Source organism: Musicola paradisiaca NCPPB 2511 (genome assembly GCF_000400505.1).
GTDB lineage: Bacteria > Pseudomonadota > Gammaproteobacteria > Enterobacterales > Enterobacteriaceae > Musicola > Musicola paradisiaca.
In genome coordinates, this window is record NZ_CM001857.1 from 4,414,593 (window position 1) to 4,439,207 (window position 24,615).

Annotated in this window: 17 protein-coding genes; 10 read left to right on the forward strand and 7 right to left on the reverse strand. The window is 54.9% G+C overall.

The genetic code is table 11. The features are described from left to right. Positions 1 to 81: 81 nt before the first annotated feature. The 4 genes from cpxR (at position 82) to DPA2511_RS19830 (ending at position 5,373) form a co-directional block, all read left to right on the forward strand. Positions 82 to 780, forward strand: coding sequence for an envelope stress response regulator transcription factor CpxR (cpxR, locus tag DPA2511_RS19815; RefSeq protein ID WP_015855495.1), 699 nt, complete (start codon positions 82 to 84; stop codon positions 778 to 780). Continuing rightward, complete coding sequence (cpxA, locus tag DPA2511_RS19820; RefSeq protein WP_015855496.1) at positions 777 to 2,147, forward strand: envelope stress sensor histidine kinase CpxA; 1,371 nt, start codon at positions 777 to 779, stop codon at positions 2,145 to 2,147. Before cpxR ends, cpxA begins: the two co-directional genes overlap by 4 nt. A 275-nt stretch (positions 2,148 to 2,422) precedes the next feature. Beyond that, positions 2,423 to 4,621 carry a hypothetical protein gene (locus DPA2511_RS19825; RefSeq protein ID WP_015855497.1) on the forward strand — a complete coding sequence of 733 codons (2,199 nt, stop codon included), beginning with the start codon at positions 2,423 to 2,425 and terminating at the stop codon, positions 4,619 to 4,621. After that, positions 4,591 to 5,373, forward strand: coding sequence for a DUF3142 domain-containing protein (locus DPA2511_RS19830; RefSeq protein ID WP_015855498.1), 783 nt, complete (start codon positions 4,591 to 4,593; stop codon positions 5,371 to 5,373). The genes DPA2511_RS19825 and DPA2511_RS19830 overlap by 31 nt, the downstream gene beginning before the upstream one ends. Before the next feature lie 108 nt (positions 5,374 to 5,481). Here DPA2511_RS19830 and DPA2511_RS19835 read toward each other — a convergent pair whose 3' ends face one another. Continuing rightward, positions 5,482 to 5,946, reverse strand: coding sequence for a tRNA (cytidine(34)-2'-O)-methyltransferase (locus DPA2511_RS19835; RefSeq protein ID WP_023638528.1), 465 nt, complete (start codon positions 5,944 to 5,946; stop codon positions 5,482 to 5,484). Positions 5,947 to 6,091: 145 nt separating this feature from the next. Between DPA2511_RS19835 and DPA2511_RS19840 the strand changes: the two genes are divergently transcribed. After that, positions 6,092 to 6,376 (forward strand): DUF2756 domain-containing protein, encoded by a 285-nt coding sequence (locus DPA2511_RS19840; RefSeq protein ID WP_015855500.1) that lies wholly within the window; start codon positions 6,092 to 6,094, stop codon positions 6,374 to 6,376. 42 nt (positions 6,377 to 6,418) lie between these two features. Here the strand turns inward: DPA2511_RS19840 and DPA2511_RS19845 are convergent, their stop codons facing one another. From DPA2511_RS19845 to ugpB, 6 genes are all read right to left on the reverse strand, one after another. Continuing rightward, positions 6,419 to 7,375: an AEC family transporter gene (locus tag DPA2511_RS19845; protein ID WP_015855501.1), complete on the reverse strand. Its 957-nt coding sequence runs from the start codon at positions 7,373 to 7,375 to the stop codon at positions 6,419 to 6,421. 172 nt (positions 7,376 to 7,547) lie between these two features. Then, entirely contained in the window at positions 7,548 to 8,294 is a 747-nt protein-coding gene (gene ugpQ / locus DPA2511_RS19850) for a glycerophosphodiester phosphodiesterase (RefSeq protein ID WP_015855502.1), read from the reverse strand. After that, positions 8,291 to 9,367, reverse strand: coding sequence for a sn-glycerol-3-phosphate import ATP-binding protein UgpC (locus tag DPA2511_RS19855; protein ID WP_015855503.1), 1,077 nt, complete (start codon positions 9,365 to 9,367; stop codon positions 8,291 to 8,293). The genes ugpQ and DPA2511_RS19855 overlap by 4 nt, the downstream gene beginning before the upstream one ends. Before the next feature lie 5 nt (positions 9,368 to 9,372). Further along, the gene (gene ugpE, locus DPA2511_RS19860) at positions 9,373 to 10,221 is read right to left on the reverse strand and encodes a sn-glycerol-3-phosphate ABC transporter permease UgpE (RefSeq protein ID WP_015855504.1); all 849 of its coding nucleotides are present in this window, start codon (positions 10,219 to 10,221) and stop codon (positions 9,373 to 9,375) included. Positions 10,222 to 10,247: 26 nt separating this feature from the next. Beyond that, on the reverse strand, positions 10,248 to 11,135 hold the full coding sequence (gene ugpA / locus DPA2511_RS19865) for a sn-glycerol-3-phosphate ABC transporter permease UgpA (RefSeq protein ID WP_015855505.1): 888 nt from the start codon (positions 11,133 to 11,135) through the stop codon (positions 10,248 to 10,250). A 67-nt stretch (positions 11,136 to 11,202) separates the two neighbouring features. Beyond that, a complete protein-coding gene (ugpB, locus tag DPA2511_RS19870) occupies positions 11,203 to 12,522 on the reverse strand; it encodes a sn-glycerol-3-phosphate ABC transporter substrate-binding protein UgpB (protein WP_015855506.1) in 1,320 nt (439 codons plus the stop codon). A 1,394-nt stretch (positions 12,523 to 13,916) separates the two neighbouring features. Between ugpB and DPA2511_RS19875 the strand changes: the two genes are divergently transcribed. The 5 genes from DPA2511_RS19875 (at position 13,917) to DPA2511_RS19895 (ending at position 24,568) form a co-directional block, all read left to right on the forward strand. After that, positions 13,917 to 15,584, forward strand: coding sequence for a methyl-accepting chemotaxis protein (locus DPA2511_RS19875; RefSeq protein WP_015855507.1), 1,668 nt, complete (start codon positions 13,917 to 13,919; stop codon positions 15,582 to 15,584). A gap of 536 nt (positions 15,585 to 16,120) precedes the next feature. Beyond that, the gene (locus tag DPA2511_RS19880) at positions 16,121 to 17,803 is read left to right on the forward strand and encodes a methyl-accepting chemotaxis protein (RefSeq protein WP_015855508.1); all 1,683 of its coding nucleotides are present in this window, start codon (positions 16,121 to 16,123) and stop codon (positions 17,801 to 17,803) included. A 501-nt stretch (positions 17,804 to 18,304) separates the two neighbouring features. Continuing rightward, complete coding sequence (locus DPA2511_RS19885; protein ID WP_015855509.1) at positions 18,305 to 19,936, forward strand: methyl-accepting chemotaxis protein; 1,632 nt, start codon at positions 18,305 to 18,307, stop codon at positions 19,934 to 19,936. 741 nt (positions 19,937 to 20,677) lie between these two features. Next, positions 20,678 to 22,333: a methyl-accepting chemotaxis protein gene (locus tag DPA2511_RS19890; RefSeq protein ID WP_015855510.1), complete on the forward strand. Its 1,656-nt coding sequence runs from the start codon at positions 20,678 to 20,680 to the stop codon at positions 22,331 to 22,333. 597 nt (positions 22,334 to 22,930) lie between these two features. Then, positions 22,931 to 24,568, forward strand: coding sequence for a methyl-accepting chemotaxis protein (locus DPA2511_RS19895; protein ID WP_015855511.1), 1,638 nt, complete (start codon positions 22,931 to 22,933; stop codon positions 24,566 to 24,568). Positions 24,569 to 24,615: the final 47 nt, after the last annotated feature.

Genomic DNA, 24,615 nt, shown 5'->3' on the forward strand with positions numbered 1-24,615 from the left:
GCGTCAGACGATGTAAAACTACGTAAAGTCATGGAATAGCAGCGATCTATGACGTATTTTGCCCATGGAGGTAGGTGACTTATGAATAAAATTCTGTTGGTTGATGACGATAAAGAGCTGACATCCCTGCTCAAGGAACTGCTTGAAATGGAAGGTTTTAGCGTCGTTGTCGCCCACGATGGCGAACAGGCGTTGAGCGTACTGGATGATTCTATCGACCTACTGTTGTTGGACATCATGATGCCCAGAAAAAACGGCATCGATACACTCAAAGAACTGCGTCAACGCTACCAGACGCCGGTGATTATGCTGACGGCCCGCGGCAGCGAGCTGGATCGCGTGCTGGGTCTGGAGCTGGGGGCGGACGACTACCTGCCGAAGCCGTTCAACGACCGGGAACTGGTTGCCCGCATCCGTGCCATTCTGCGTCGTTCCAATTGGACCGACCAACAACAAGCGGGCGAAGCCGGTGCGCCTACCATTGAAGTTGACGCCCTGCGTCTCAATCCGGGTCGTCAGGAGGCCAGTTTCGATCACATCGTGCTGGAACTGACCGGGACGGAATTCACCCTGCTGTACCTGCTGGCGCAACGCCTCGGACAGGTGGTTTCCCGCGAACACCTCAGCCAGGAAGTGCTGGGCAAACGTCTGACGCCGTTTGATCGCGCCATCGATATGCATATCTCCAATCTGCGCCGGAAACTGCCGGAGCGTAAAGACGGCTTACCCTGGTTCAAAACGTTGCGCGGCCGCGGTTATCTGATGGTTTCCACGGCATGATCAACAGCCTGACCGCGCGTATCTTCGCTATTTTTTGGTTGACGCTGGCGCTGGTGCTGGTGCTGGTGCTGTTGTTGCCCAAACTGGATTCCCGCCAGCTGACGCCATTGCTGGAAAGCGAGCAACGCCAGGGGTTGATGCTGGAACAGCACATCGAAATGGAACTGGCCACCGACCCGGCCAACGACCTGCTCTGGTGGCGACGCCTGTTCCGCGTGATCGACAAATGGGCGCCGCCCGGCCAGCGTTTGCTGTTAGTCACCAGCGAAGGGCGTGTCATCGGCGCGCAGCGTCAGGAAATGCAGATCGTCCGTAACTTTATCGGCCAGTCCGATAACGCGGATTTCCCGCAGAAAAAGAATTACGGTCGAGTGGAATTGCTGGGGCCATTCGCCATCCGCGACGGCGAAGACAACTACATGATGTACATGATTCGCCCAGCCAACAGCCCGCAATCCGATTTCATCAATCTGTTGTTTGACCGCCCGTTGCTGCTGTTATTGGTCACGATGCTCACCAGCTCGCCGCTGTTGCTGTGGCTGGCCTGGAGCCTGGCAAAACCGGCGCGGAAGCTGAAAAATGCCGCGGATGACGTCGCCCGAGGCAACCTGCGCCAGCACCCGGAACTGGAATCCGGCCCGCAGGAATTTCGCGCCACCGGCTCCAGTTTCAACCAGATGGTTAGCGCGCTTGAACGCATGGTCACGGCCCAACAACGTCTGTTGTCCGATATTTCCCACGAACTGCGTACTCCGCTGACCCGTTTACAATTGGCGACGGCGCTGCTGCGGCGGCGTCAGGGCGAAAATAACGAGCTGAATCGCATTGAAACGGAAACCCAACGGCTCGACAGCATGATCAATGATTTGCTGGTGCTGTCGCGTAATCAGCATAAAAACGAACTGTCGCGCGAAGTGCTAAAAGCGGACGAACTGTGGAGCGATGTGCTGGCCGATGCCGGTTTTGAAGCGGAACAGATGGGGAAAACGCTGGAGGTGCTTGCGCCGCCGGGCCCATGGCCGTTATTCGGCAACCCGACGGCCCTCGACAGCGCACTGGAAAATATCGTTCGCAACGCACTGCGTTATTCCTACAGTCGCATCACCGTCTCTTTCTCCATCGACAATCAGGGGGTAACTATTGTCGTCGGCGACGACGGCCCCGGTGTCAGCCCGGAAGATCGGGAGCAGATTTTCCGCCCGTTTTTCCGTACCGACGAAGCGCGCGACCGCGAATCCGGCGGTACCGGCCTGGGGTTGGCGATTGTCGAAACGGCCATCACCCAACACCGCGGCTGGATCAAAGCGGACGATAGCCCGCTGGGCGGATTGCAGCTCACACTATGGCTGCCGCTGTACCAGCATTGACCTCATCCCCCACGCAATAACGGGCCACGCATTCCCCTGTCGTCGCCCGTAAAAACTCCGTTTCAATCACCGGTCGCACGAAGCCGTCATACTGTCTATCTATCATCACAACCACGATGCCGACGCATTGAGTTTTTCCATTGGTCGGGTAGAGTGTTGTGCCAGATATCGCCGGTTAGCCGCCGGAAGAGAAATTATCCCATCAGATACGTTCTGAGTACGGTCTGACGGGATACGTTCTTGATGTTGCCTGATACCTTGCACAGGAAAAGGACATGAAAGGATTAGCCTTACTGGCTGGATTGACTGCCATGCTGATGAATGCTCCTGTCTTTGCATCCAGCGATGGCGTATGCGGTTTCTCCGATGCCGACTGCGGTGTGCCCGCACTCCCTTATCTATTGCCGGATAACGACACCCGAACCAATCTGATACTGCTGCAAAGCAGCAGAAACCGTATCTCATTACCGATCCCGCAACCGCCACCGGATCAACCGCATTCCCGCGACGATCCATTCACTGCTTACCGGGTGATGGGGCTGGCCGCCACCGAACAGGATGACGACAACACCACGGATGCCGCCGGCGATGCGACGCAGAACAGAGACGATGCGACTGCCCAGCCCAACACTGCGCTGGTGCAAAAAGCCGGGTTGCTGCATCTGCCGGAACCGGTTCTGGAAAAACTGCGTAATTTAACGCCGGTCGATCTGGAGGGCCGCTGGATTTCCAACGATCTCACCACGTTGGAGGCGTTTTTCGATCTGCTGCGCGGCGACGGGGAACTGACGAATGATCAGCGGGTCTCGCTGGCGTTGGCGCGCATCAACATGCTCGCTGCCGATTATACCGTCGGCAATGTCAATGCCGATTTGGCCTCCCTGCCGGGGAAAGGCCATGCGGACGAGCTCCGCCGTTACCTTGCCGCCGTAGCGGCATTTTACGACGGGAACCTGGAGCAGGCTGAAAGCGGGTTTCAACAATTGTTGCCGGCGGGCCAGACCTGGGTGGCGGAAACAGCCCGTTATATGCTGATCCGGGTCGCCATCAACGAAGCCATGAAAGACGCGCTCGACGAATACAGCATGTTCGATGCCCGGAAAATGGATCGAAACGCCGGGCAAAAAGCGGTTCAGCGTATTGACGACTATCTGAAAAATTATCCACAAGGCCGTTATGTCGACTCGGCGCGGGGGCTGTACCGCCGCGCTTACTGGATCAGCGGCGATATCGTCGCTCTCGCACGGCAGTTCAGCCAGGCGTTGAGCAATGCCAGCAGCGTCGACGATCTACTGGGGATCAGCAATGAAGTCGACAACAAACTGTTGGAAGACAGCCGTTTCGTCACTTCCGCCGATACGCCGATCCTGATGCTGGTGCAGGACATCAAACGCCTGCGCAGCCCAGAAGGCTGGATGAGCCTGCCGGCGCTGACGCAGGAAGAGTTGAACCAACAGCAGCCCTTGTTCGAACAGGCAAACATGCAGGATGCATTCCTCTACTTGCAGGCCGCCTACCAGTTCTATTTGAAGCGGGATTATGCCGCCGTGGTCACTCTGCTGCCGATGACCACCGACAAAGACATCACCAACGTGATCGCCTTCAGCAATCAGGTGCTGCGCGGGCTGGCCATGCAGCAGCAGCAACAGTGGGATGCAGCGGAAGCGCACTGGCGCCACCTATTGATGCTGAAAACCAGCTACACCCAACAGCAATATCTGCAACTGGTGCTGGCCCAGACGTTGGTGGACAGCGGGCAACCGGAACGGGTATTCACACCGGAAAGCCCGGTGAAAAATTTGCGGTTCCGCTCTGCGATCCTGAAAGTCAGCGCCGATGCCGAGTTGCTGCGCCGCCAAACCGGCGCTCAGCAGTCCCATGAAGAGCGCGCCATCGCCCTGCACACATTGCTGACTAAACAACTGAGCCACCACGACTATGCCGGGTTCCTGCAAGACAGCGCATTGCTTAAAACCATCGCACCGCTGGAAAGTACGGAAAACCAAAGCTGGAACGAAGAAGATCTGACGGTGTTCGACTGGGACGGCAGCGACACTGAAGACGGGTACGAGTGCCCGTCATTAAAAGAAACCGTCGTCACATTGAGCCAAAACCCCAACGATGCGCATGCCATCAACTGTATGGGCGAATTTGTACTGCGTAGCGGGAATAGCGTGGGGTTCGACTGGGGCGAAAACAACATGCTCAACGGTTTGACGGGCGCGAAAACCCGTTATCAGGGGCAGGAATACACCCGCCTTGACGACTACATGCAGGTCATCGCCGATCCGAAAGCGCCGCCGGAAGATAAAAGTTACGCGCTGTATCGCGCCGTCTACTGCTACGCGCCCAGCGGTTATAACGATTGCGGCTCGCAGGATATCAGCAAGGAAACGCGCAAAGCTTGGTTCCGCCAGTTGAAAACCGACTACAAAGGCAGTCAATGGGCAAGGCAGCTCAAGTATTACTGGTAAGCGGCCTCCTGCTGGCCAGCCTGTGGTGTCTGCCCTGTTCCGCTTACAGCGCGTCGGCTCACGATACTACCGTCAATGCCGACCGCTATCAGTCGTTCTGGTTGTGGGCGGCGGTGCAACCTCAGCCGGTTCTCCATCAGGCGAACACGCTGTATCTGCATCAGGGCGAACTGACCAGGCGCAATGGCAAAAGCGTCTTTCTACGTCAGGGGTTGCCGCCCAGCCGGCTGGCGGTCAAACACCTCTGGCTCTCTTTTCGCGTTTCCGAGCTTGTCATCAACGAACACGAATGGAGCCAGTTGCTGCGATTACGGCAACGCTGGAGCGCCTACGGCAACCCAGTGGAAGGTATTCAGATTGATTTCGACGCCAAAAGCCGCCATCTGGCCCACTACGCCGCATTCCTGCAAGAATTACGCAAACGCCTGCCGCCAGGCTGCAAGTTAAGTATCACCGGCCTGTTGGACTGGGCCAAAAACGGCGATATCAGGCAATTGAACCGGCTCAACGGCGTGGTAGACGAATTGGTGGTACAGACTTATCAAGGGCGGCGCACCGTCGCCACCTACGCCGACTATCTGCCTTCATTATTGGCCCTGAAGCTGCCGTTTCGCATCGGGTTGGTGCAGCACGGCAAGTGGGACGAACAGTGGCAACGCCGCCTGTCCGCCTCGCCGTTCTATCTGGGCGAAGTGGTGTTTCTGCTTAATCCGACGCCGTCGTCCCACGCGCCGTTGCTCGACCGGCGTTGATTGACCGGCGTTGCCGCCCGGAAACGCCGCTATCCCGGATATGTGCAAACGTGGCCGGCAAGGGGATCCGCCATACGCTCCGGTCAGGATCCCATGTGCTTCAGCGCGTCAGCGGCGGCCGCCAAAACCATTCTGCCGCCAGGCCTCATAGCTGATGATGGCGACCGAATTGGACAGATTCAAACTGCGGCAATCCGGCTCCATCGGAATACGGATGCGGAATGCCGGATCAAAACCGTTGCGAATATCCTCCGGCAGGCCGGCGGTTTCCGAGCCAAACAGCAGCACATCGCCCGGCTGATAGGCCGGTTCGTCATAGGGGCGGCTGCCCTTGGTGGTGCAGGCGAAAATCCGGCATCCCGCCACTGCGCCAAGAAACGACGAATAATCCGGATGCCGTTTAACCTTCGCCAGATCATGATAATCCAACCCGGCCCGACGCAATTTCTTCTCTTCGAAATCAAATCCCAGGGGTTCGATCAGGTGCAACGTACAACCGTTATTGGCCGCCAGACGAATGATATTGCCGGTATTGGGCGCAATCTGAGGTTCATAAAGCGCAATATGAAACATAATAAACATCAGGAACGGGGGAAAGGTGGGCCGGAGTATACCGCATCCGGCCGACACGCCCCAACGCACAGTTTACGGCGGACAGCGCGGCCCTCGCGGATTACACTGACGGCAATGTCATAGCGACAATGATACGGAGGCGTGTATGAAAACATTGTTCAGGCTGGCGATGCTCGTGCTGGCGCTGCCATTGGCGGCGCAGGCGGCCAGCCAGATATCCCCGCAACAGCAACAGTTCGAAAACGGCATCAGCAGCCAGAAACGGTTATTGCAGGAAATGCAACAGACGCAAAAACTGCAACAGCAGCAGCTAAACCAGGATATCCGGCAGCAGAGCCAGAATCAGCAACAGCAGTTGAAACAGCAACTGGAACAGAATCGCCAGCGCATTCAGCAGGCCAGCCCCGGCAACACCAACCGGACTTACTGATTGATGCCGGTCGGCGCCATCAACGTCGCCGACCGGTTCGGATCACATTCTGACGCCCATCATGGTCAGGATCAGCGGCGTCGTCACAGCGGCCAGCGCCGTCGACATCACCAGACTGGCGGCAACCGGGCCGCCCAGCACATTGAACTGGCGCGACATCAAATAGATATTGACGCCTACCGCCATCGACCCCAGCAGCACCACCACGCGGGTTTCCATCTGCGGCAAACCAAGTGCTATCGCCAGCCCCCAGACCACCAGCGGCTGCACCACCAGTTTGAGCACGCACAGCACCGCGCTTAGCTGCCAGCCGTCGCGAATGCGATACTCCGCCAGCCCCATGCCCAGCGCCACCAGCGACAGCGGCACCGCAATTTGCCCCAGCATGGCGATCGGCTGGTCGATGGTGGAAGGCAACGGCAACCCGGTGAGGCTATACAGCGTGCCGGACAGAATGCCGATAATCAGCGGATTTTTCAGCACCCCGATCGCGGTACGAGTAAACCCTTTCATCGACAGCGAACCGTTGCGCGCCCATTCTACCGACACCGTCACCAACGTCCATAAAATCAGGCCGTTAAACACCAGCACCAGCGCCACGGCCGGCACCGCCTCCTGCCCCAGTATCAGCGTAGCGATGGGCAGCCCCAGCATCACGTTATTGGAAAAGATACCGCCGAGCGCGAACACCGAGCCGGAAACACCGTCCAACTTGAATATCCTGCTGGCGACAACGCGCCCGATGACGAAAACGATCAGGCAACTGCCGAAAAAAGCGATCAGCAGTCGCGCATCCACCGCCGGGCGTTTGGAGAAATCGCACATCATGCGGAACAACATGGCGGGCAAAGCAACCGAGAACACGAACTTGCTGATGGCGTCCGTCACGGTGGTCGGCCATTTGCCGTAGCGAATCAGCACATACCCCAGAACAATCAGCACGAACAACGGCAACGAAAGAAAAATCTGGTGCCAAAGAGAAACAATAAATATGGGCATCGCCCTTTCCTTAAAGAATACGAGTCCCAATGGGCGCAGGCTGATGGCGGCTCGCGGCGGAGCGCGCGGCTCCACACCGGGGACGGGTTCGACGACCCGGAGTCATACAGGAAACGCCTGACGGAACACGCTGGTTATTCGCCGGTGCGCATCCCGTCAGGACAGGCGGCATTTAGCCGGCGTTGAATTGTGGTCCGATCAAATCTATCCGGTCGGTACAGATGCAGTCAACGCCCCATTGCAGCAGCGTGCGCGCCCGCTCCGGCTGGTTAACGGTGTAGACCAGAATGTGCAGCCCGGCGTCTTTCAATTGCCTCACGCGCGCGTCATCCAACACCTTGTGGTTGAGATGAATCGACACGCAGCCCAGCCGTTGGGTCAGCGCGAGCCAATCGTCATCCCATTCATCCAGCAGCAACCCGCGCGGCAGTTCCGGCGCCGCCTGCTGCGCGGCTTCCAGCGCCTCGACGGAAAACGACGACAGCAACGGCGCAACCGGTTGTGCGCGCCACAGCTCGCGCGCGGCCAGCGCCACCACCCGGCCGGTTTCCACCTCACAGCCGGTGGTGGGTTTAATCTCGATATTCACCGCCATGTCATACTGCGCGCAGCGCCTGGCCACCTCCGACAACAACGGCAGCCGCTCGCCACAAAATTGACCGCCGAACCAGGCGCCGGCATCCAGCCCGACCAGTTTGTCCCACGGCAACTCGCCCGCCACGCCCCAACCGTTACTGGTGCGTTCCAACGTATCGTCGTGCAACAGGAAAATCTGGCCGTCCTGAGACAGCTTGGCGTCAAACTCAATCATCCGGTGCCCATGCCGTGCGCCGACATCAATCGCCGCCAACGTGTTTTCCGGCGCCAGCGCACCGCCGCCGCGATGGGCGACAATGGCGGGATAAGGCCAACTGTTCATACTTCCATCCGTAATCCGCTTTGAGAATCAAAGAGATGCCACGCATTCTCCGGCAATTTCAACCACAGGGTCGAACCAACGGGCGGGCAGCATTCATGCGACAGACGCACCACGATATTTTGCCCCGCCCATTTACCATGCGCCAGATTATCCGCGCCCAACAGTTCCAGCGTCTCCACCACCATCGGCACGCCGTCGGCGCCGGTCGTGGACGGCAAAATGTGCTCCGGGCGCATACCCAGCGTAACACTGCGCCCCTGCCATTCCGGTTTCGCCACCGGCAGCGGCAACGAGAAATCCGCCGCCAGCTCGACCCGGCAGCCGTCAGCGCTTACCTGCCCGGCCCACAGATTCATCGCAGGCGAACCGATGAAGCTGGCGACAAACAGCGAGGCCGGTTTACGGTAAATCTCGGCGGGCGCGCCAATTTGCTCCGCGACGCCTTTATTCATCACAATCACCCGGTGGGCCAGTGTCATGGCCTCCACCTGATCATGGGTAACGTACAAGCTGGTGGTTTGCAGCCGTTTGTGTAGCTGTTGCAGTTCAAGGCGCATCTGCACCCGCAGTTTAGCGTCAAGGTTGGACAACGGCTCGTCGAACAGAAACACCGCCGGTTCACGCACAATAGCGCGCCCCATCGCCACGCGCTGGCGCTGTCCGCCGGAGAGTTCGCGCGGTTTACGATCCAACAGCGGCAACAATTCCAGAATCCGAGCGGCTTCCTCCACCCGCTGGCGAATCTGCGTTTTGCCGAAGCCACGAATTTTCAGGCCATAGGCCATGTTGTCGAAGACGCTCATATGCGGATAGAGCGCGTAATTCTGGAACACCATCGCAATGCCGCGATCTTTCGGCTCTTTGTCGGTGACACGCTCGTCGCCGATGTAAATATCGCCGCTGGAGGTCTGCTCCAGACCCGCCACCATACGCAGCAAGGTGGATTTGCCGCAGCCGGACGGGCCGACCATCACCACGAACTCGCCGTCCGCTACATCCAGGTCGATCGGCTTAATCACCTGATTTTTGCCGTCATAAGACTTGGTGACGGCCTGAAGTTTTAAACATGCCATAAAAATTATTTCTCACTATCAACCAGACCGCGCACAAACCAACGCTGCATCAGCAACACAATCAACAGCGGCGGCAACAGAGTTATCAACATCGCCGCCATCACCTGATGCCAGGGGGTCGCGGTATCGCCGGTGGCGATCATACTTTGAATACCCGCCACCGCCGTGCCCAGATGGGGGTCATTGACGATCAGCAACGGCCACAGATACTGATTCCAGCCGTAGATAAAGGTGATGACGAACAGCGCCGCCAGATTGGTTTTGGACAACGGCAGCACGATGTCGAAGAAAAAACGCATCGGGCTGGCGCCATCGATGCGCGCCGCTTCCAGCAATTCGTTCGGCAACGTCATGAAGAACTGACGGAACAGAAAGGTGGCGGTGGCGGACGCCATCACCGGTAACGTCAATCCGACATAGCTGTTGGTCATGTTGAGATGAGAAATCACCTCCACCGTCGGGAAAATACGCACTTCCACCGGCAACATCAGGGTAGCGAAGATCATCCAGAAGAACAGATTGCGGCACGGGAAACGGAAATAGACGATGGCATAAGCCGACAGCATCGAAACGCTGATTTTGCCGAGGGTGATCGCCAGCGCCATCACGAAGCTGTTAAACAGCATCAGGCCAAACGGCGCGCTGTTGTTATCGCCCACGCCATGCTGCCAGATAGACGTCAGGTTTTCCCACAGATGGCCGCCGGGCAGCAACGACATCGGCACCTGCGTGATCTGCGCCTGACTCTGGCTCGCCGCGACCAACGCCACATACAGCGGGAATAGCACCACCAGAATGGCGACCACCAGCATGGCGTGACTGAACATATCCAGCCCGCGGCGATTCTCAATCATCCGGCTTCCTGTCATGGTAAACCTGCTCATTGATAGTTCACCTTACGCTCGACAAAGCGGAACTGAATCACCGTCAACACGCTCACCACCAGCATCAACACCACCGACTGCGCCGCCGAACTGGAGAGATCAAGGCCGGCAAACCCTTCGCGATAAATCTTGTAGATCAACGTGGTTGTCGCTTGCACCGGCCCACCGCCGGTGGCGGCGTCAATCACCGGGAAGGTGTCGAAAAAGGCGTAGTTCAGGTTGATCACCAGCAGGAAGAAACTCACCGGCGAAATCAGCGGCAGCACCAGATTGAAGAAACGGCGCACCGGCCCGGCGCCGTCAATCGCCGCCGCTTCAATCAGCGAACGGGGAATGGACTGCAACGCCGCCAGGAAAAACAGGAAGTTGTAGCTAATCTGCTTCCACACCGAGGCCAATACCACCAGAAACATCGCCTGGCCGCTGTACTGGGCGTGGTTCCAATCGTAACCCCACTGGTGCAGCAGCCAGGTAATCAACCCCAGACCGGGATTGAACAGAAACATCCACAGCACCGCCGCCACTGCGGGCGCCACGGCGTAAGGCAGAATCAGCAACGTCTGATACAGGCGGCTGAAGCGCAGGGTGTAATCCACCAGCGCGGCCAGAAACAGCGACACGATAAGCCCAGACGCCGCCACCAAAAAACTGAACAACAACGTGGTGTAAAACGCGCCGAGGTAATAGCTGTCGTGAAGCAGATTGAGGAAATTATCCAGCCCGACAAACCGGCTGGAGAGGCCGAACGGATCCACACTCTGTACCGAATACCAGAGCGCCTGCCCGGCAGGCCAGATGAAGAAGATCATCGTGATGGCCAGCTGCGGCAGCACCAGCAGGTAAGGCAGCAGGCTGCGGCCAAAAACAGGACGGGAAGCAGTCATGCGCAAGGTTCTCAGAAAACAGGGTTCTCAGACAGGGGCGGCCGAATCCCTTCGGCCTGGAATGCAGTTACTTGTTCGCTTGTTCGAAACGGCGCAACAACACATTGCCGCGCTCCACAGCGGCATCCAGCGCCTGCTGCGGGGTCTTTTTGCCGGTCCAGACGCTTTCCAGCTCTTCATCCACGATGGTGCGAATCTGCGGCATATTGCCCAGACGCAGCCCTTTGGTGAACGGCAGCGGCGCTTTGTTCAGCATCTGACGGGTAGCGATGTCGGCGCCGGGGTTCTTGTCATAGAAACCCTGCTGCTTGGTCAGTTCGTAAGCGGCGGTGGTGATCGGCAGATAACCGGTCTTCTGGTGCCACTCGGCGGCGATTTCCGGTGTCGACAGGAACTGCATAAATTCCGCCACGCCTTTATAGGTAGCGGCGTCTTTACCGTTCATCACCCACAGGCTGGCCCCGCCGATAATGGCGTTCTGCGGCGCGCCTTTCTCATCGGCGTCATACGGCATCATGGCGACGCCGTAGTTGAATTTGGCGTACTGCCGGATATTAGCCAGCGAACCGGACGAGGCGGTGGTCATGGCGCAGTCGCCGTTATAGAACTTCTCGGTCGGTTCGTCTTTACGGCCGTAATAGGTGAAATCACCCTTCTTGTTCATGTCTTCCAGCATCTGGATATGTTTGACCTGAACCGGCTTGTTGAACTCCAGTACCGCATCAAGACCGTCGAACCCGTTGTTTTTGGTGGCGATCGGCAGACCGTGCCAGGCGCTGAAGTTTTCAATCTGAATCCAGCCCTGCCAGCCGCTGGCGTAACCGCATTTCATGCCGGAAGCACGCAGCTTGGCGGTGTACTCGGCCATCTGCTGCCAGGTTTTCGGCGCTTGCTCCGGATCCAGACCCGCTTTTTTGAAGGCATCTTTGTTGTAATACAGCACCGGCGTAGAGCTATTGAACGGCTGGGACAGCAGGTGCCCGGTTTTGGAGTCGGAATAGTAACCGGAAACGGTCGGCACGAAGATTTTCTCGTCGTAAGGCACGCCGGCGTCTTTGAAGACCTGATACACCGGCTTGATCGCCTTGCTGGCCATCATGGTGGCGGTGCCCACTTCATACACCTGCAGGATGGCCGGCGCATTGCCGCTACGATAAGCCGCGATACCCGCCGCCAGACTCTGCTCGTAGTTGCCTTTGTAAACCGGGACAATCTTCACGTCGCTGTGCGTCTGGTTGAAGCGATCCGCCAGCGAGCTGACGGTTTTACCCAGTTCCCCTTCCATCGAGTGCCAAAACGGGATTTCGGTAACGGCCTGCGCCTGTGCGCTGGCGGCCAACGCCATAATGACGACGGCGGCGGTTTTACGGATAGCGTGCTGAAACATGCTGTCTCCTGAGAGGTTGTTATCGCGATTATTGAGCGAAAAAGCGCGTTTATATTCGGCAGGTAACATGACACGCCCAAATGACAGAAAAATAATTTTTACATGACAACCCGATGACAATGCATACGATTGCAAGGCAGCGCTCAGATGCTCTGTTTCATGGCGAAATACTCAGGCTAAAAACGTATATCTTGTTGATTAACATTAATTATTATTTTATCCGGCGATCATCAAGCCCTCGATGTCGAGCGCAGTGGGGCTAGCCAGCTACGCTGCCATCCGTTCCTGGAAACGGTGTTGCTCACCGCATCACTGACCGGCATAGGTTCATCGGCGTTCGCGGATTGGCAGTCTGACTGCAACTCGAATTATTTTGGGTATAGGGGAGCAATAACATTTCATCGGGAACAATAACGTTTCATAAAGATAAGCGGAACATCTGAATATGCCCCATTCTTGCGGGAACATAATGAAGGTAACACTTACTACCGGTTATTATGATTAGATTTTTCGGTAATACGTTTTTTTATTCGTAGTAATAATGATGAATCGAATCTCATCGGTAAAAATATGAAATGTCTGTGTCTCATCACAGAATAACCTGATGATATCGGGTACGAGTAATTATCGTTTACGCCGCCTGAATATGAACCGCCATTATCCAATGTGGCTGAAATATACGCATTGCCGCGCCACCCTAAATAATTTGGGCCTCAGGAAATCAGTCAGTAAGTGAACGCCGATGAATAAGATCCTATCAGTGATGCAGTGGACAACACCGTTTGCGGGAGCGGATACGAACGCGGCCCCCGCCGCCTGATAACGCCAACGCGCCAGCGACATGACGCATGATGGGTATAAACCACCGCCAGACAAACCGTCGGTTGCGCATTCCACATTTCCCTTTCGCATAAATACCGAATAATAGGTAATGGTATGAGCTCGGATAACCAGAACAGCTTAACCCGGCTCACAAAAATAGATTTTATTAGGTATTATGATTCTGCTATCTAACAGACGGGAGATCGACAAACTCAATAATATTTTTTATTCTTAATCCGTAATATTGTGTTTCAACGCAGGATGATGATTAATTTATCGCCATGCCTATTTATACGCTATCGAAATCAGTGATTAGTAGTTTCATTTAATTATTTTATTTAAATTAACCATTAATCACCTGATTATTTCCAGCACAACGTATGGAGTTATCAACAACGTCAACACAGCGAGTAGACAATATGAGAAAGGGGGATAAGTCAGGCAATTTCGGGCATCACGCACGGCTAACCACGCATCTTACCTAATATCCTACCTTAAGAGCCTGTTCGGTTAGGTTCTGACAGATGTCAGATGCGTTTTATGGAATATCTATTATTAAAGTAAGGATCTTTATGAGCGTATTAAACAGAATGAAACTGGGCGCCATGCTGGGCGCAGGGTTCTTGTTAGTGATCATCATTAGTTTTCTGGTCGCCGTTTTTGGCCGTGGGCAACTGGTCAGGCTGGGAGACGATATCGAGGAACTATCCAACATAACGCTCACCAACATGATACTGATTCAGGAAGCCAAAACCGGCTTCGATACCAACGCCCGTCTGGTGCTCAATATCGGACTCAGCGACAACCCCGAACGCATTCAACATGAAAAACAGCAGATCGACCGGCAAATCGCCCGAAATACCGAAGTATTGAAAGAACTGGGCACCCGGCTATCCGTACCTGAAACCAAACACCTGCTTGAACAACTCACCCAGGCCCGGCCAGCCTACCTGAGCGCCTTTAACAAAGCGGTTGAATATGGCATGTCCAATCAACCTGAACTGCGCACACAGGCGCGCGACATCATGCTCAACGAGATGCAGCGGGCACAGAAAGGCGTGTTCCAGGCGCTGGATGGCATGATGGAAGTGCAGAAAAAAAACACCCTCAGCGTGGTTGAAAACTCCATGCACAAGGCCCGATCCGATGGCGCCGTCATGCTGATACTGGCGCTATCCGCGGCATTGACCGGCGCGCTGACCGCCTGGTTCATCACCCGCATCATCAAAAACCAACTTGGCGGCGAACCGGTCTACGCCGCCGCCGTCGCGCAGGAGATTGCTAACGGCAATCTCTCGGTCAACGTTGAACTGCGCCCCGGCGACGCCACCAGCGTACTGGCCGCCATGAACAACATGCGGGAAAACCTGAGCCGCATCGTCAGCCAGGTGCGTGACAGCAGCGAATCCATCTCCACCGGCGCCGGCGAAATCGCTGCAGGCAGTACCGACCTTAGCCAGCGTACCGAAGAGCAGGCCGCCAGCCTGCAGCAAACCGCCGCGTCGATGGAGCAGATGAGCCAGGCGCTGCATCATAACGGGGAAACCGTCCGCGCAGTGACCCAACTGGCGCAGTCCGCCAGCCTTACCGCGGCGAAAGGCGGCGAGGCCGTCAACAACATCGTGCGCACCATGCAGGATATCTCCAGCAGCTCCAGCAAAATCGGCGACATCATCGGCGTGATTGACGGCATCGCGTTCCAGACCAACATTCTGGCGCTCAATGCCGCAGTGGAAGCCGCCCGCGCCGGCGAACAGGGCCGCGGTTTCGCGGTGGTCGCCGGCGAAGTCCGCTCCCTGGCGCAGCGCTCTGCATCCGCCGCCAAGGAGATAAAAACGCTGATCGACGATAGCGTGAACAAGGTTGAAACCGGCTCTCACTTAGTAACCGAAGCAGGCACCACCATTGATGAGCTGGTGGGCCAGGCCCGTCAGGTCGCCACGCTGATCGGCGACATCGGCGTCACCACACAAGAACAGGAGTCCGGTATTACCCAGATCAATGACGCAGTCAATCAGCTTGATCAAGTCACCCAGCAGAACGCGGCGCTGGTGGAGGAATCCGCCAGCGCGGCCGATAGCCTGAGCGACCAGGCGGCGAAACTGGTGGAGCTGATGAGCTCGTTCAAGATTCAGAATCTGGCATCGCCTCGCGTCGCCCAGCCGACGCAGAGAAACCCGCTAGCCAACAAACTGGCCTTGGCAACCAACACTCGCAACACCAACTGGGAACAGTTCTGATTCCTGCCCACAGGCCTACACCGCTATTTGCACGAATAGCGGTGTATTCCCCGCATAGCACAGCGAGCAAACCGGAACATTGAGATTTCAAGCGCTACCCAGGGTCACAATGGCAAGTGAAGTAGCCCTAATGGGTCGGCTCTTAGTCTTAGCCCCACCATTGAGGGTGGCTGGCGATCATGTCACCGCAAAGAACACGTGAATCCCATGGGTTGATGGCCCGCAACGGCATTGAACTATACAGAATCATCTATATTGTGATCGCAATCGCTATTTTTAATAAATAACCTATCGGGCAAGATTAAAATCATCACGGAATATAAAATAACGCGAATTACTATTCGTAAAAATAAATAAAAATTAATTTAAAAACAATGAGATAAAATAATTCATAATTATTTTATTTCTTAAGATATAACAAAGACTCATCCATTACATTAATCCCCGAAATCGCAAATAACCCAATGCGCTGATTATTTTTCACCTCATTTTTATCGGTTTGCCGCGATTAAAAACAATCCACAGGGGGATAAACCATGAGTCTCTTCAAAAACATGAAACTGGCTACCATGCTCGGCGCCGGTTTTGCCGTGGTACTGATGATCAGTTTCTTCGTTTCTGCCTACGGGCAATTTCAACTGCGGCAACAGAGCAATAACGTGAATAATCTGGCTACCGACCAACTGGAAGGCTTACTGCTGATTCAGGAATTGAAAGATAACCTGAACAGCGTCGCCATATCCGCACGCAACCTGACGCTGTTTACCGCGCCGGAACAGGTTGCGCAGGAAAAACAGCTCATCAACCAGACCATCGCCAAAAATAGCGACATTCTGAAACGTGTGACCGAGCTGGCCACCACTCCCAGAGAAAAAGCGTTGCTTGATGCCATCAACCAAGTACGGCCGGTGAGCCTTGCCGCCACGCAAAAAGCCATTGCACTCAGCCTGGATAAAAAATATGACGATGCCAAAAGCGTCATCATGAATGAAGTACAACCGGCGCAGGCCAATTACTTTAAAGCCATCAACGAGATGGTGAGCTATCAAAAAGGCGATACCAGACAGGCAGCAGATGATGCCCGCCAGAACGCGCAAACCGCCGGTTTACTGATGCTGGTGTTATCCAGCATCTCAACCGTGCTGGGCACCGGCATCGCCTGGCTGATTACCCGCAGAATCAAAGGACTGCTCGGCGGCGAACCGGCTTACGCCTCGGATATTGCCCGCCAGATCGCCGCAGGCAACCTGGCCATCACGGTTGAACTGAAGCCGGGCGACGACACCAGCCTGTTGGCCGCCATGAACGATATGCGCTCCGGATTGAGCAATATTGTACGGCAGGTTCACGACAGCAGCGCGTCCATCTCTACCGGCTCCAGCGAAATCGCCATCGGCAGCAACGACCTGAGCCGCCGCACCGAAGAGCAGGCCGCCAGCGTCCAGGAAACCGCCGCGTCGATGGAGCAAATCAGCCAGACCATCCGCCAGAATGGCGACACCGTGCGCGAAGCCGCTCAGCTTGCCGGCACCGCCAGCCAAACCGCCGCCAAAGGCAACGACGTCGTCAACGACGTCATCACCACCATGGCCGATATCACCGCCAGTTCCCGTAAAATCGGCGATATCATCACGGTGATTGACGGCATCGCATTCCAGACCAACATCCTGGCGCTGAACGCTGCGGTGGAAGCCGCTCGTGCCGGCGAACAGGGTCGCGGCTTCGCGGTGGTAGCAGGAGAAGTGCGCTCGCTGGCGCAGCGTTCGGCATCGGCCGCTCGCGAGATCAAAGCGCTCATCACCACCAGCATGGAAAAAGTGGAAAGCGGCTCGCAACTGGTGGGGCATGCCGGCGAAACCATGAGCGACATCGTCAATCAGGCGCAGCACGTCGCTAATCTCATCAATGAAATCGGCATGACCACCCAGGAACAGGAATCCGGCATTTCACAAATTAATCAGGCCATCACCCAGTTGGATGGCGTCACCCAGCAAAATGCCGCGCTGGTTGAAGAATCCGCCAGCGCCGCCGACAGTCTGAACGATCAAGCGGCGAAACTGGTGGAACTGATGAGCGTCTTTACCATTCAGCAAACCCCTCCTCTGCGCCAGACTCAGCCGTCAGCCTCTCCGCGCAAGGCGGAAAAACTGACGCCGCCCAAAATCGCATTACGCAAACCCGCGCCCGCCTCAGGCCATGGTGACTGGGAAACGTTCTGAGTGCCTCCTGCCTTCAGCCGCTCTCCAACAGAGGGCGGCACTTCCTCACTGACCATGCGTCTTTGTAAGCTCTCGCCCCCACCTTATCGCCTGCGCTGACATAGCGAATACCTATTATTAAAAATCTTTCGTTTTGGTAGTTTGTCATTGTAAACGCCCAGCAAAAATGCGGGTTAATTCCCCCGATGTCCGCAAGAGATATCGACGATATGCGCTTAAATAACCAAAACCCCCAGGGCGCTTACCTTTTATACCCACAACAATTCGGCTGTTGATCGATAGCGCTGCGCACGCTCAACCCGGTTAGCCGGAGCGATAAAAGCGACCAGCATGATCCGAGATCGGAAAGAGGGTGAGTGTGTCACTCACGCATGAAAACCAGAGCCCAGGCGCTTCCCGCAATGACATGTGGATGCCATCACTCGTCATTACGGGACACGTCCTGTTCGTCACCGCGACAGGGCGCTTGAATCGTCATCTCTACCGGGGAAAAGGGAACCTATGAACTCCTTCAGCAAAATAAAACTCGCAACCAGACTGAATTCTGGTTTTGCCTGGGTGGTCATCATCGGGCTACTGATTGCATTATTCGGACAGCATCAATTGAAAAGCCTTAGCGAAGATATGCAGACGTTATCGAAGTCGCATATGGTGATGCTGTTGCAACTGGAGAAAATGAAAGACAACGTCAACGACGCCGCACGCGGTGTCCGGGATATTGCGCTGTTGAACGACAAAGGACAGAAGGAGCAGATACGCCAGCGGCTTGACGACATCAACGCCAGCAGCGACAGGTTGCTGGCGCAAATCAGCCAAAACGCCACCGACCCGGAAATGAAAAAACGGCTCCAGCAGATGGATACATTCCGCCCTTCCTACGTCGAAGCCATGCAGAATGCCATTGACGCCGGGATGGCAGGACGTCCGGTTCAGGCGCGCAATATTATCGTCGCTGATCTGCAAAAAGCGCAGGAAGGTATTTTCAATACGTTGAACGACATGACGGATTACCAGTCATCGCTGACGCTGGATCTCACCAGCAAAGCGCAGCGGTTGGCGAACAAATCCGGGTTGTTGATGCTGGGTCTGGCGCTGTTCGGCACGCTGATCGGCATCATCACCGCCTGGGCGCTTAGCCGCTATCTCAAACGCCAGTTGGGCGGCGAACCGCAATACGCCACGGCTATCGCCCATGAGGTGGCGCAAGGCAATCTGGCGGTGGACGTCGCGTTGAATAGCGGCGACGAACGCAGCGTGCTTGCCGCCATGAGCAATATGCGTGACAGCCTGAGCCATATCGTCGGCCAAGTGCGCCAGAGCAGCGAATCCATCGCCACCGGCGCGCAGCAGATCGCGTCCGGCAATGCCGATCTCAACCAACGCACGGAAGAGCAAGCATCCAGCCTGCAACAAACCGCCGCATCAATGGAACAAATCAGCCAGACCATTCGCCAAAACGGCGATACGGTGCGTCAGGCGGTACAACTCGCCACCTCCGCCAGCGATACCGCCGCCAAAGGCAGCGATGTCGTCGGCAATGTCATCAGCACCATGGAAGACATCACCACCAGTTCCCGCAAAATCGGCGATATCATCAGCGTGATTGACGGCATCGCATTTCAAACCAATATCCTGGCGCTGAACGCCGCGGTGGAAGCCGCCCGCGCCGGCGAGCAGGGGCGTGGTTTCGCCGTTGTGGCCGGTGAAGTGCGTTCGCTGGCCCAGCGTTCCGCATCTGCGGCCCGTGAAATCAAAGAACTGATTACCGAAAGCATGAATAAGGTGGAAAGCGGCTCGCTGTTGGTCGGCAACGCGGGCGCTACGATGGATGAAATCGTCACCCAGGCGCGCCATGTCGCCAGTCTGATCAATGAAATCGGTTTAACGACGCAGGAGCAAGAGGCCGGTATCGGACAAATCCATCAGGCCATCAGCCAATTGGATGCCGTCACCCAGCAAAATGCCGCGCTGGTCGAGCAATCCGCCGACGCCGCAGGGAGTTTGAGCGCACAAGCAGGCCATCTGGTGGAATTGATGCGGATATTTGCGGTTCGTGGCGGCGAAATCGCAGCCACGCCACATGTCACCATCCCCACCACAACGCCGCAGTTAAAACTCATGCCGATCAGTTAAGTCTGGCTCGCCGGGGAAACATGCTGACGCGAACGCGAGCCGGCTAAAAATCGATTGTTGGGACATCATCATCGGCGAACCTCAAAAAGGGTTCGCCTTTTTTAATATCAACACAAACCACATGGCATTAGCGATCATATTTATTTTGTAAATTACATTCGGAAAATGATGCTATTTTTTTCAATGCGATAGCATTAACAAATATGAAAATTTTTTTTCACAGCTTATCGACAAACGATTTAAAAAAATCCATACTGAAATTAATTCAGGAAGAATGATAAAGTCTGGAAACAAATATACCAGAATATAATGTTCTATATATCGATTATATTTTTCAACTCTCTTAATAAATTAAAATTAACGGTTTGGTTAATATTTACAGACAATTTCTCCCTGATGTTTTTATCAGTGGCTTTATTATTGTCTGAATCACACGAATAAAACCAATATTTATACCCTGAATAATTCGAGAAGCAGGAAGGTGAATCCCGATGAGCTTACTCCGGTAAGTGATTCGCATGAACGACAAATCTGACGGAAGTAGATTTGAACGCAACGGCTTGCGCCCAACGGGCGACGCTCAAGGATGGGCCGAGTCATAAAGCCAATGCGCCGGCAACGTGAAGTATGACAGGTATATATCCAGATAAATTCAAATACCAGGAAGACACCGGGTAATAAAATCACCGCACCTGCATTTGAATAATGGCTAACATAAATCTTATATAAAAAGGTGATGCTATGCGTTTTTTTAAAGAAATGAAACTCAGCTTCATGTTAGGTACAGGGTTCGCCATGGTCATCGCTATTGGTTTTCTGGTCGCGATTTATGGGCAAATACAGTTAAAGCAACTCAGTACCCATATTCAAACGCTGTCAAAAGAACGCCTCACAGAGTTACAGTTGATACAAGAATATAAAGACAATATGAATATTACCGCCAGGGTGATAAGAAATATTGCATTACTTACCGATCAACAACAAATGCTTATTGAAAAACAGCGGATTGATACGATTATTCCCAGAAACAGCGACCTGCTCGTTTTACTGCGAAAAACCTCGACGACAGCAGAACAAAACTCGTTGCTCGACCAGCTGGAACAAAAGCGCCCGGCTTATCTGGACGCGATCGGAAAAACCATCGAATTCGGGTTATCAAATCAGCCGGACAAGGCAAAAAACCTGATTCTCGGCGAAGTACGCAATACGCAGGATGCGTTGTTCAAGGCGATAGATAGGCTGTTGAACTATCAGAAAAGCGTGACCAGCGCCACGGCTGACGACTCAGAATCACAAGCCAATCATGCCGGCCTGCTGATGCTGTCATTGGCGATATTGATTACCCTCGCCGGCAGCGTGATTGCCTGGATGATCACCCGCCTCATCACCAGGCTACTGGGCGGAGAACCGGTTTATGCCTCTCACATCGCCCAGCTGGTGGCGCAAGGCAATCTGTCCGTCAATGTCAAACTGAAAGCCAATGATCGCCATAGCCTGTTGGCCATGATGCGCGCCATGTGCGACAGCCTCAGCCATATCGTCAGCCAGGTGCGCAAAAGCAGCGAATCCATCGCCGCCGGCTCACAGCAGATCGCTATCGGCAGTACCGACCTCAGCCAACGTACCGAAGAGCAAGCCGCCAGCCTGCAGCAAACCGCCGCATCCATGGAACAGATCAGTCAAGCCATTCGCCAAAACGGCGATACCGTGCGTCAGGCGGTGCAACTCACCACCTCCGCCAGCGATACGGCCGCCAAAGGCAGCGAGGTGGTAAGTCATGTCATCCTCACCATGAATGATATTGCCGCCAGTTCCAGCAAAATCGGCGATATCATCAGCGTCATTGACGGCATCGCGTTCCAAACCAATATTCTGGCGCTGAATGCGGCAGTTGAGGCTGCCCGCGCCGGCGAACAGGGCCGCGGTTTCGCCGTCGTGGCCGGCGAAGTGCGTTCGCTGGCGCAACGTTCAGCCTCAGCCGCCAAAGAAATTAAAGAGCTGATCACTGCAAGCATGGATAAGGTGAAAAGCGGTTCACAACTGGTTGATCACGCAGGTATTACGATGGGAGAGATCGTGACGCAGGCACGCCATGTCGCCGATTTGATCAATGAAATCGGCCTGACGACACAAGAGCAAGAGTCCGGTATCAGCCAAATCCATCAGGCCATCAGCCAATTGGATACTGTCACCCAGCAGAATGCCACGCTGGTCGAGCAATCCGCCAACGCCGCAGGGAGCTTGAGCGCGCAGGCGAGCCATCTGGTGGAATTGATGCATATGTTCGTGATTGAGGTTCCCCAACATAGCAACACCGCCCAGAGCGCACTGGCGACATCCCGCAGTTTGCACCCGGCTCTTGCTGGAAGTGGCAATGAAGGGTGGGAGCGATTTTAATTGCAAGCACAGGCTCACCACAGCCATGCGCTAAGAAGCCGAATAAGCGCGGATTAAATAATTAATATTTTTCATATAGATAAACCTGCTGGCGAACGATTCCCGGCAGGTTAAAAAAAGTGTGCCTCCGTTAGACAAACCATAATTCTCCTTTCATAGTTAAAACGTCAGCTTAAAAAAAAACCACAAGGATGACAGCACCTGCCCCTTCGGCATCCATCAGGATGGCACCATGAGCTGAGCCTCATACACACGTTCCATCGCCGCCGTGATTCTCAGCGATGGCCCAACACCAGTCCGGACGCTGATCTGATAGGCGTCATTAGCCGTGTGGCTGTGCACTTTTTTATCATCCGCGAGATTCGCTGTTATCGGCATGAACTTCAGCGCTTCGGCCCTTACACCGATAACGGTGTCGGGCTGCTGTTACCTGAACGACCATATCGATGGACGATCCCCGCAGTATGCATAAACGTTCACAGCAAGAAGCTGGGGGTATCAAGTCAGTCCCTGTGGGTGCTCTGATCTCCCTGTTGTTCTGGTTTAGCCATTGCGGCACACCGGTGCGCGCAGATGATGACACTGGCAGGGGATATTATGAAAAGAATCAGCAAGATGAAGTTAAGTACCATGCTCGGCTCTAGCTTTGCGATCGTGATTTTGATCGGCTTTCTGGTGGCGGGCTTTGGCCGCATACAGCTTTGGCAACTTAGCGGCAACATCAATGAACTCGCTGAAAATCGGGTTCCTAAACTGTTGATGATGCAGTCTTATCAAAGCAACATCATGGTTGTTTCCAATGCTGCGCGGGATTTGGTGTTGTCCTCCGATCCCGCCCAGATGCAAATAGAAAAACAGCGTATTGACGACGCCGTCGCAAAAAGTACGGCGTTGCTCAAACGCTTTGACGAATTAACCGTATCGCCTGCCGCCAGGGCGCTATTGAAAAAGCTGGAAGAAGCCCGGCCAGACGCCATCACCGCACTGAAAAAAGTCATTGAATTCGGCCTGGCCAACCGTGATGGGGAGGCCATACATGTCATTCTCAACGAATTCCAGCCAGCGCAGACAAAACTGCTGCAAGCCATCGACAACATCATCAATTACCAAAAAGACAGCACTAACGATTTATCTGTTAATTCAGAGCAACTCGCGAATGACTCCGGCAACCTCATGTTTATGCTGACCCTCATGGCATTGGTGCTCGGCAGCGTCATCGCCTGGCTCATTACACGTCAGGTCAAAGGAAAACTGGGGGGTGAACCGTCGGAGGCCGTCTATATCGCCCAACAAATCGCGCAAGGCAATCTGGCGATCAGCATTCCTTTGCGAAAAAACGACGACAGTAGCCTATTGGCCGCGATTGAAGTGATGCGTAAGCACCTGTGTCATATCGTCGATCAAGTACGTCAAAGTAGCGACTCCATTGCCACCGGCACCAATGAAATTGCCAGCGGCACCAGCGATCTCAGCCAGCGCACGGAAGAACAAGCCGCCAGCCTGCAACAAACCGCCGCGTCCATGGAGCAAATCAGTAATGCCGTTAACCACAATGTGGAAATCGTCAAACATGTCACTGATCTGGCAAACAACGCCACCGCCACAGCCCAGAAGGGCAACGAAGTGTTTAGTGGTGTAGTTTCCATGATGAATAACATCAGCGGCAGCTCGCAAAAAATCGTCGATATTATCCAGTTGATCGACACCATCGCATTTCAGACCAACATTCTGGCATTGAACGCCGGCGTCGAGGCGGCGCGGGCCGGTGAAGAAGGTAAAGGCTTCGCCGTCGTCGCCAGCGAAGTCCGCTCGCTGGCACAGCACTCCGCCAACGCCGCGCACGACATCAAAACGTTGATCACAACCAGCGTGCAACAAATTGAAGCGGGAACGGAATTGGTTTCCCACGCCGGCATCACGATGAGTGAAATTTTGGATCAAAGTCGGCAGGTGGCGGAGCTCATCAACGAAATCAGCCTCTCTACCCGAGAACAGCAACTGGGTATTTCACAAATCAACCTCGCTGTCGCTCAGCTCGATCAAGTGACTCATCAGAACGCCGCACTGGTGCAAGAATCCGCCACCGCAACGGAGAACCTGAGCCATCAAGCCACGCATCTGGTGGATTTAATCAAAATCTTTGTGGTGGAAGAGGTGATCTCCCGCAAGCGGCTGGAGATGGCGAATGCCGACGACGTTACTTCGGCCGTCAACCACCGGGCGCTGATACACTGACGCGGTAGCGGCTCCGGGCTTTGCAGGACGGGTGATGCCAGAATCAT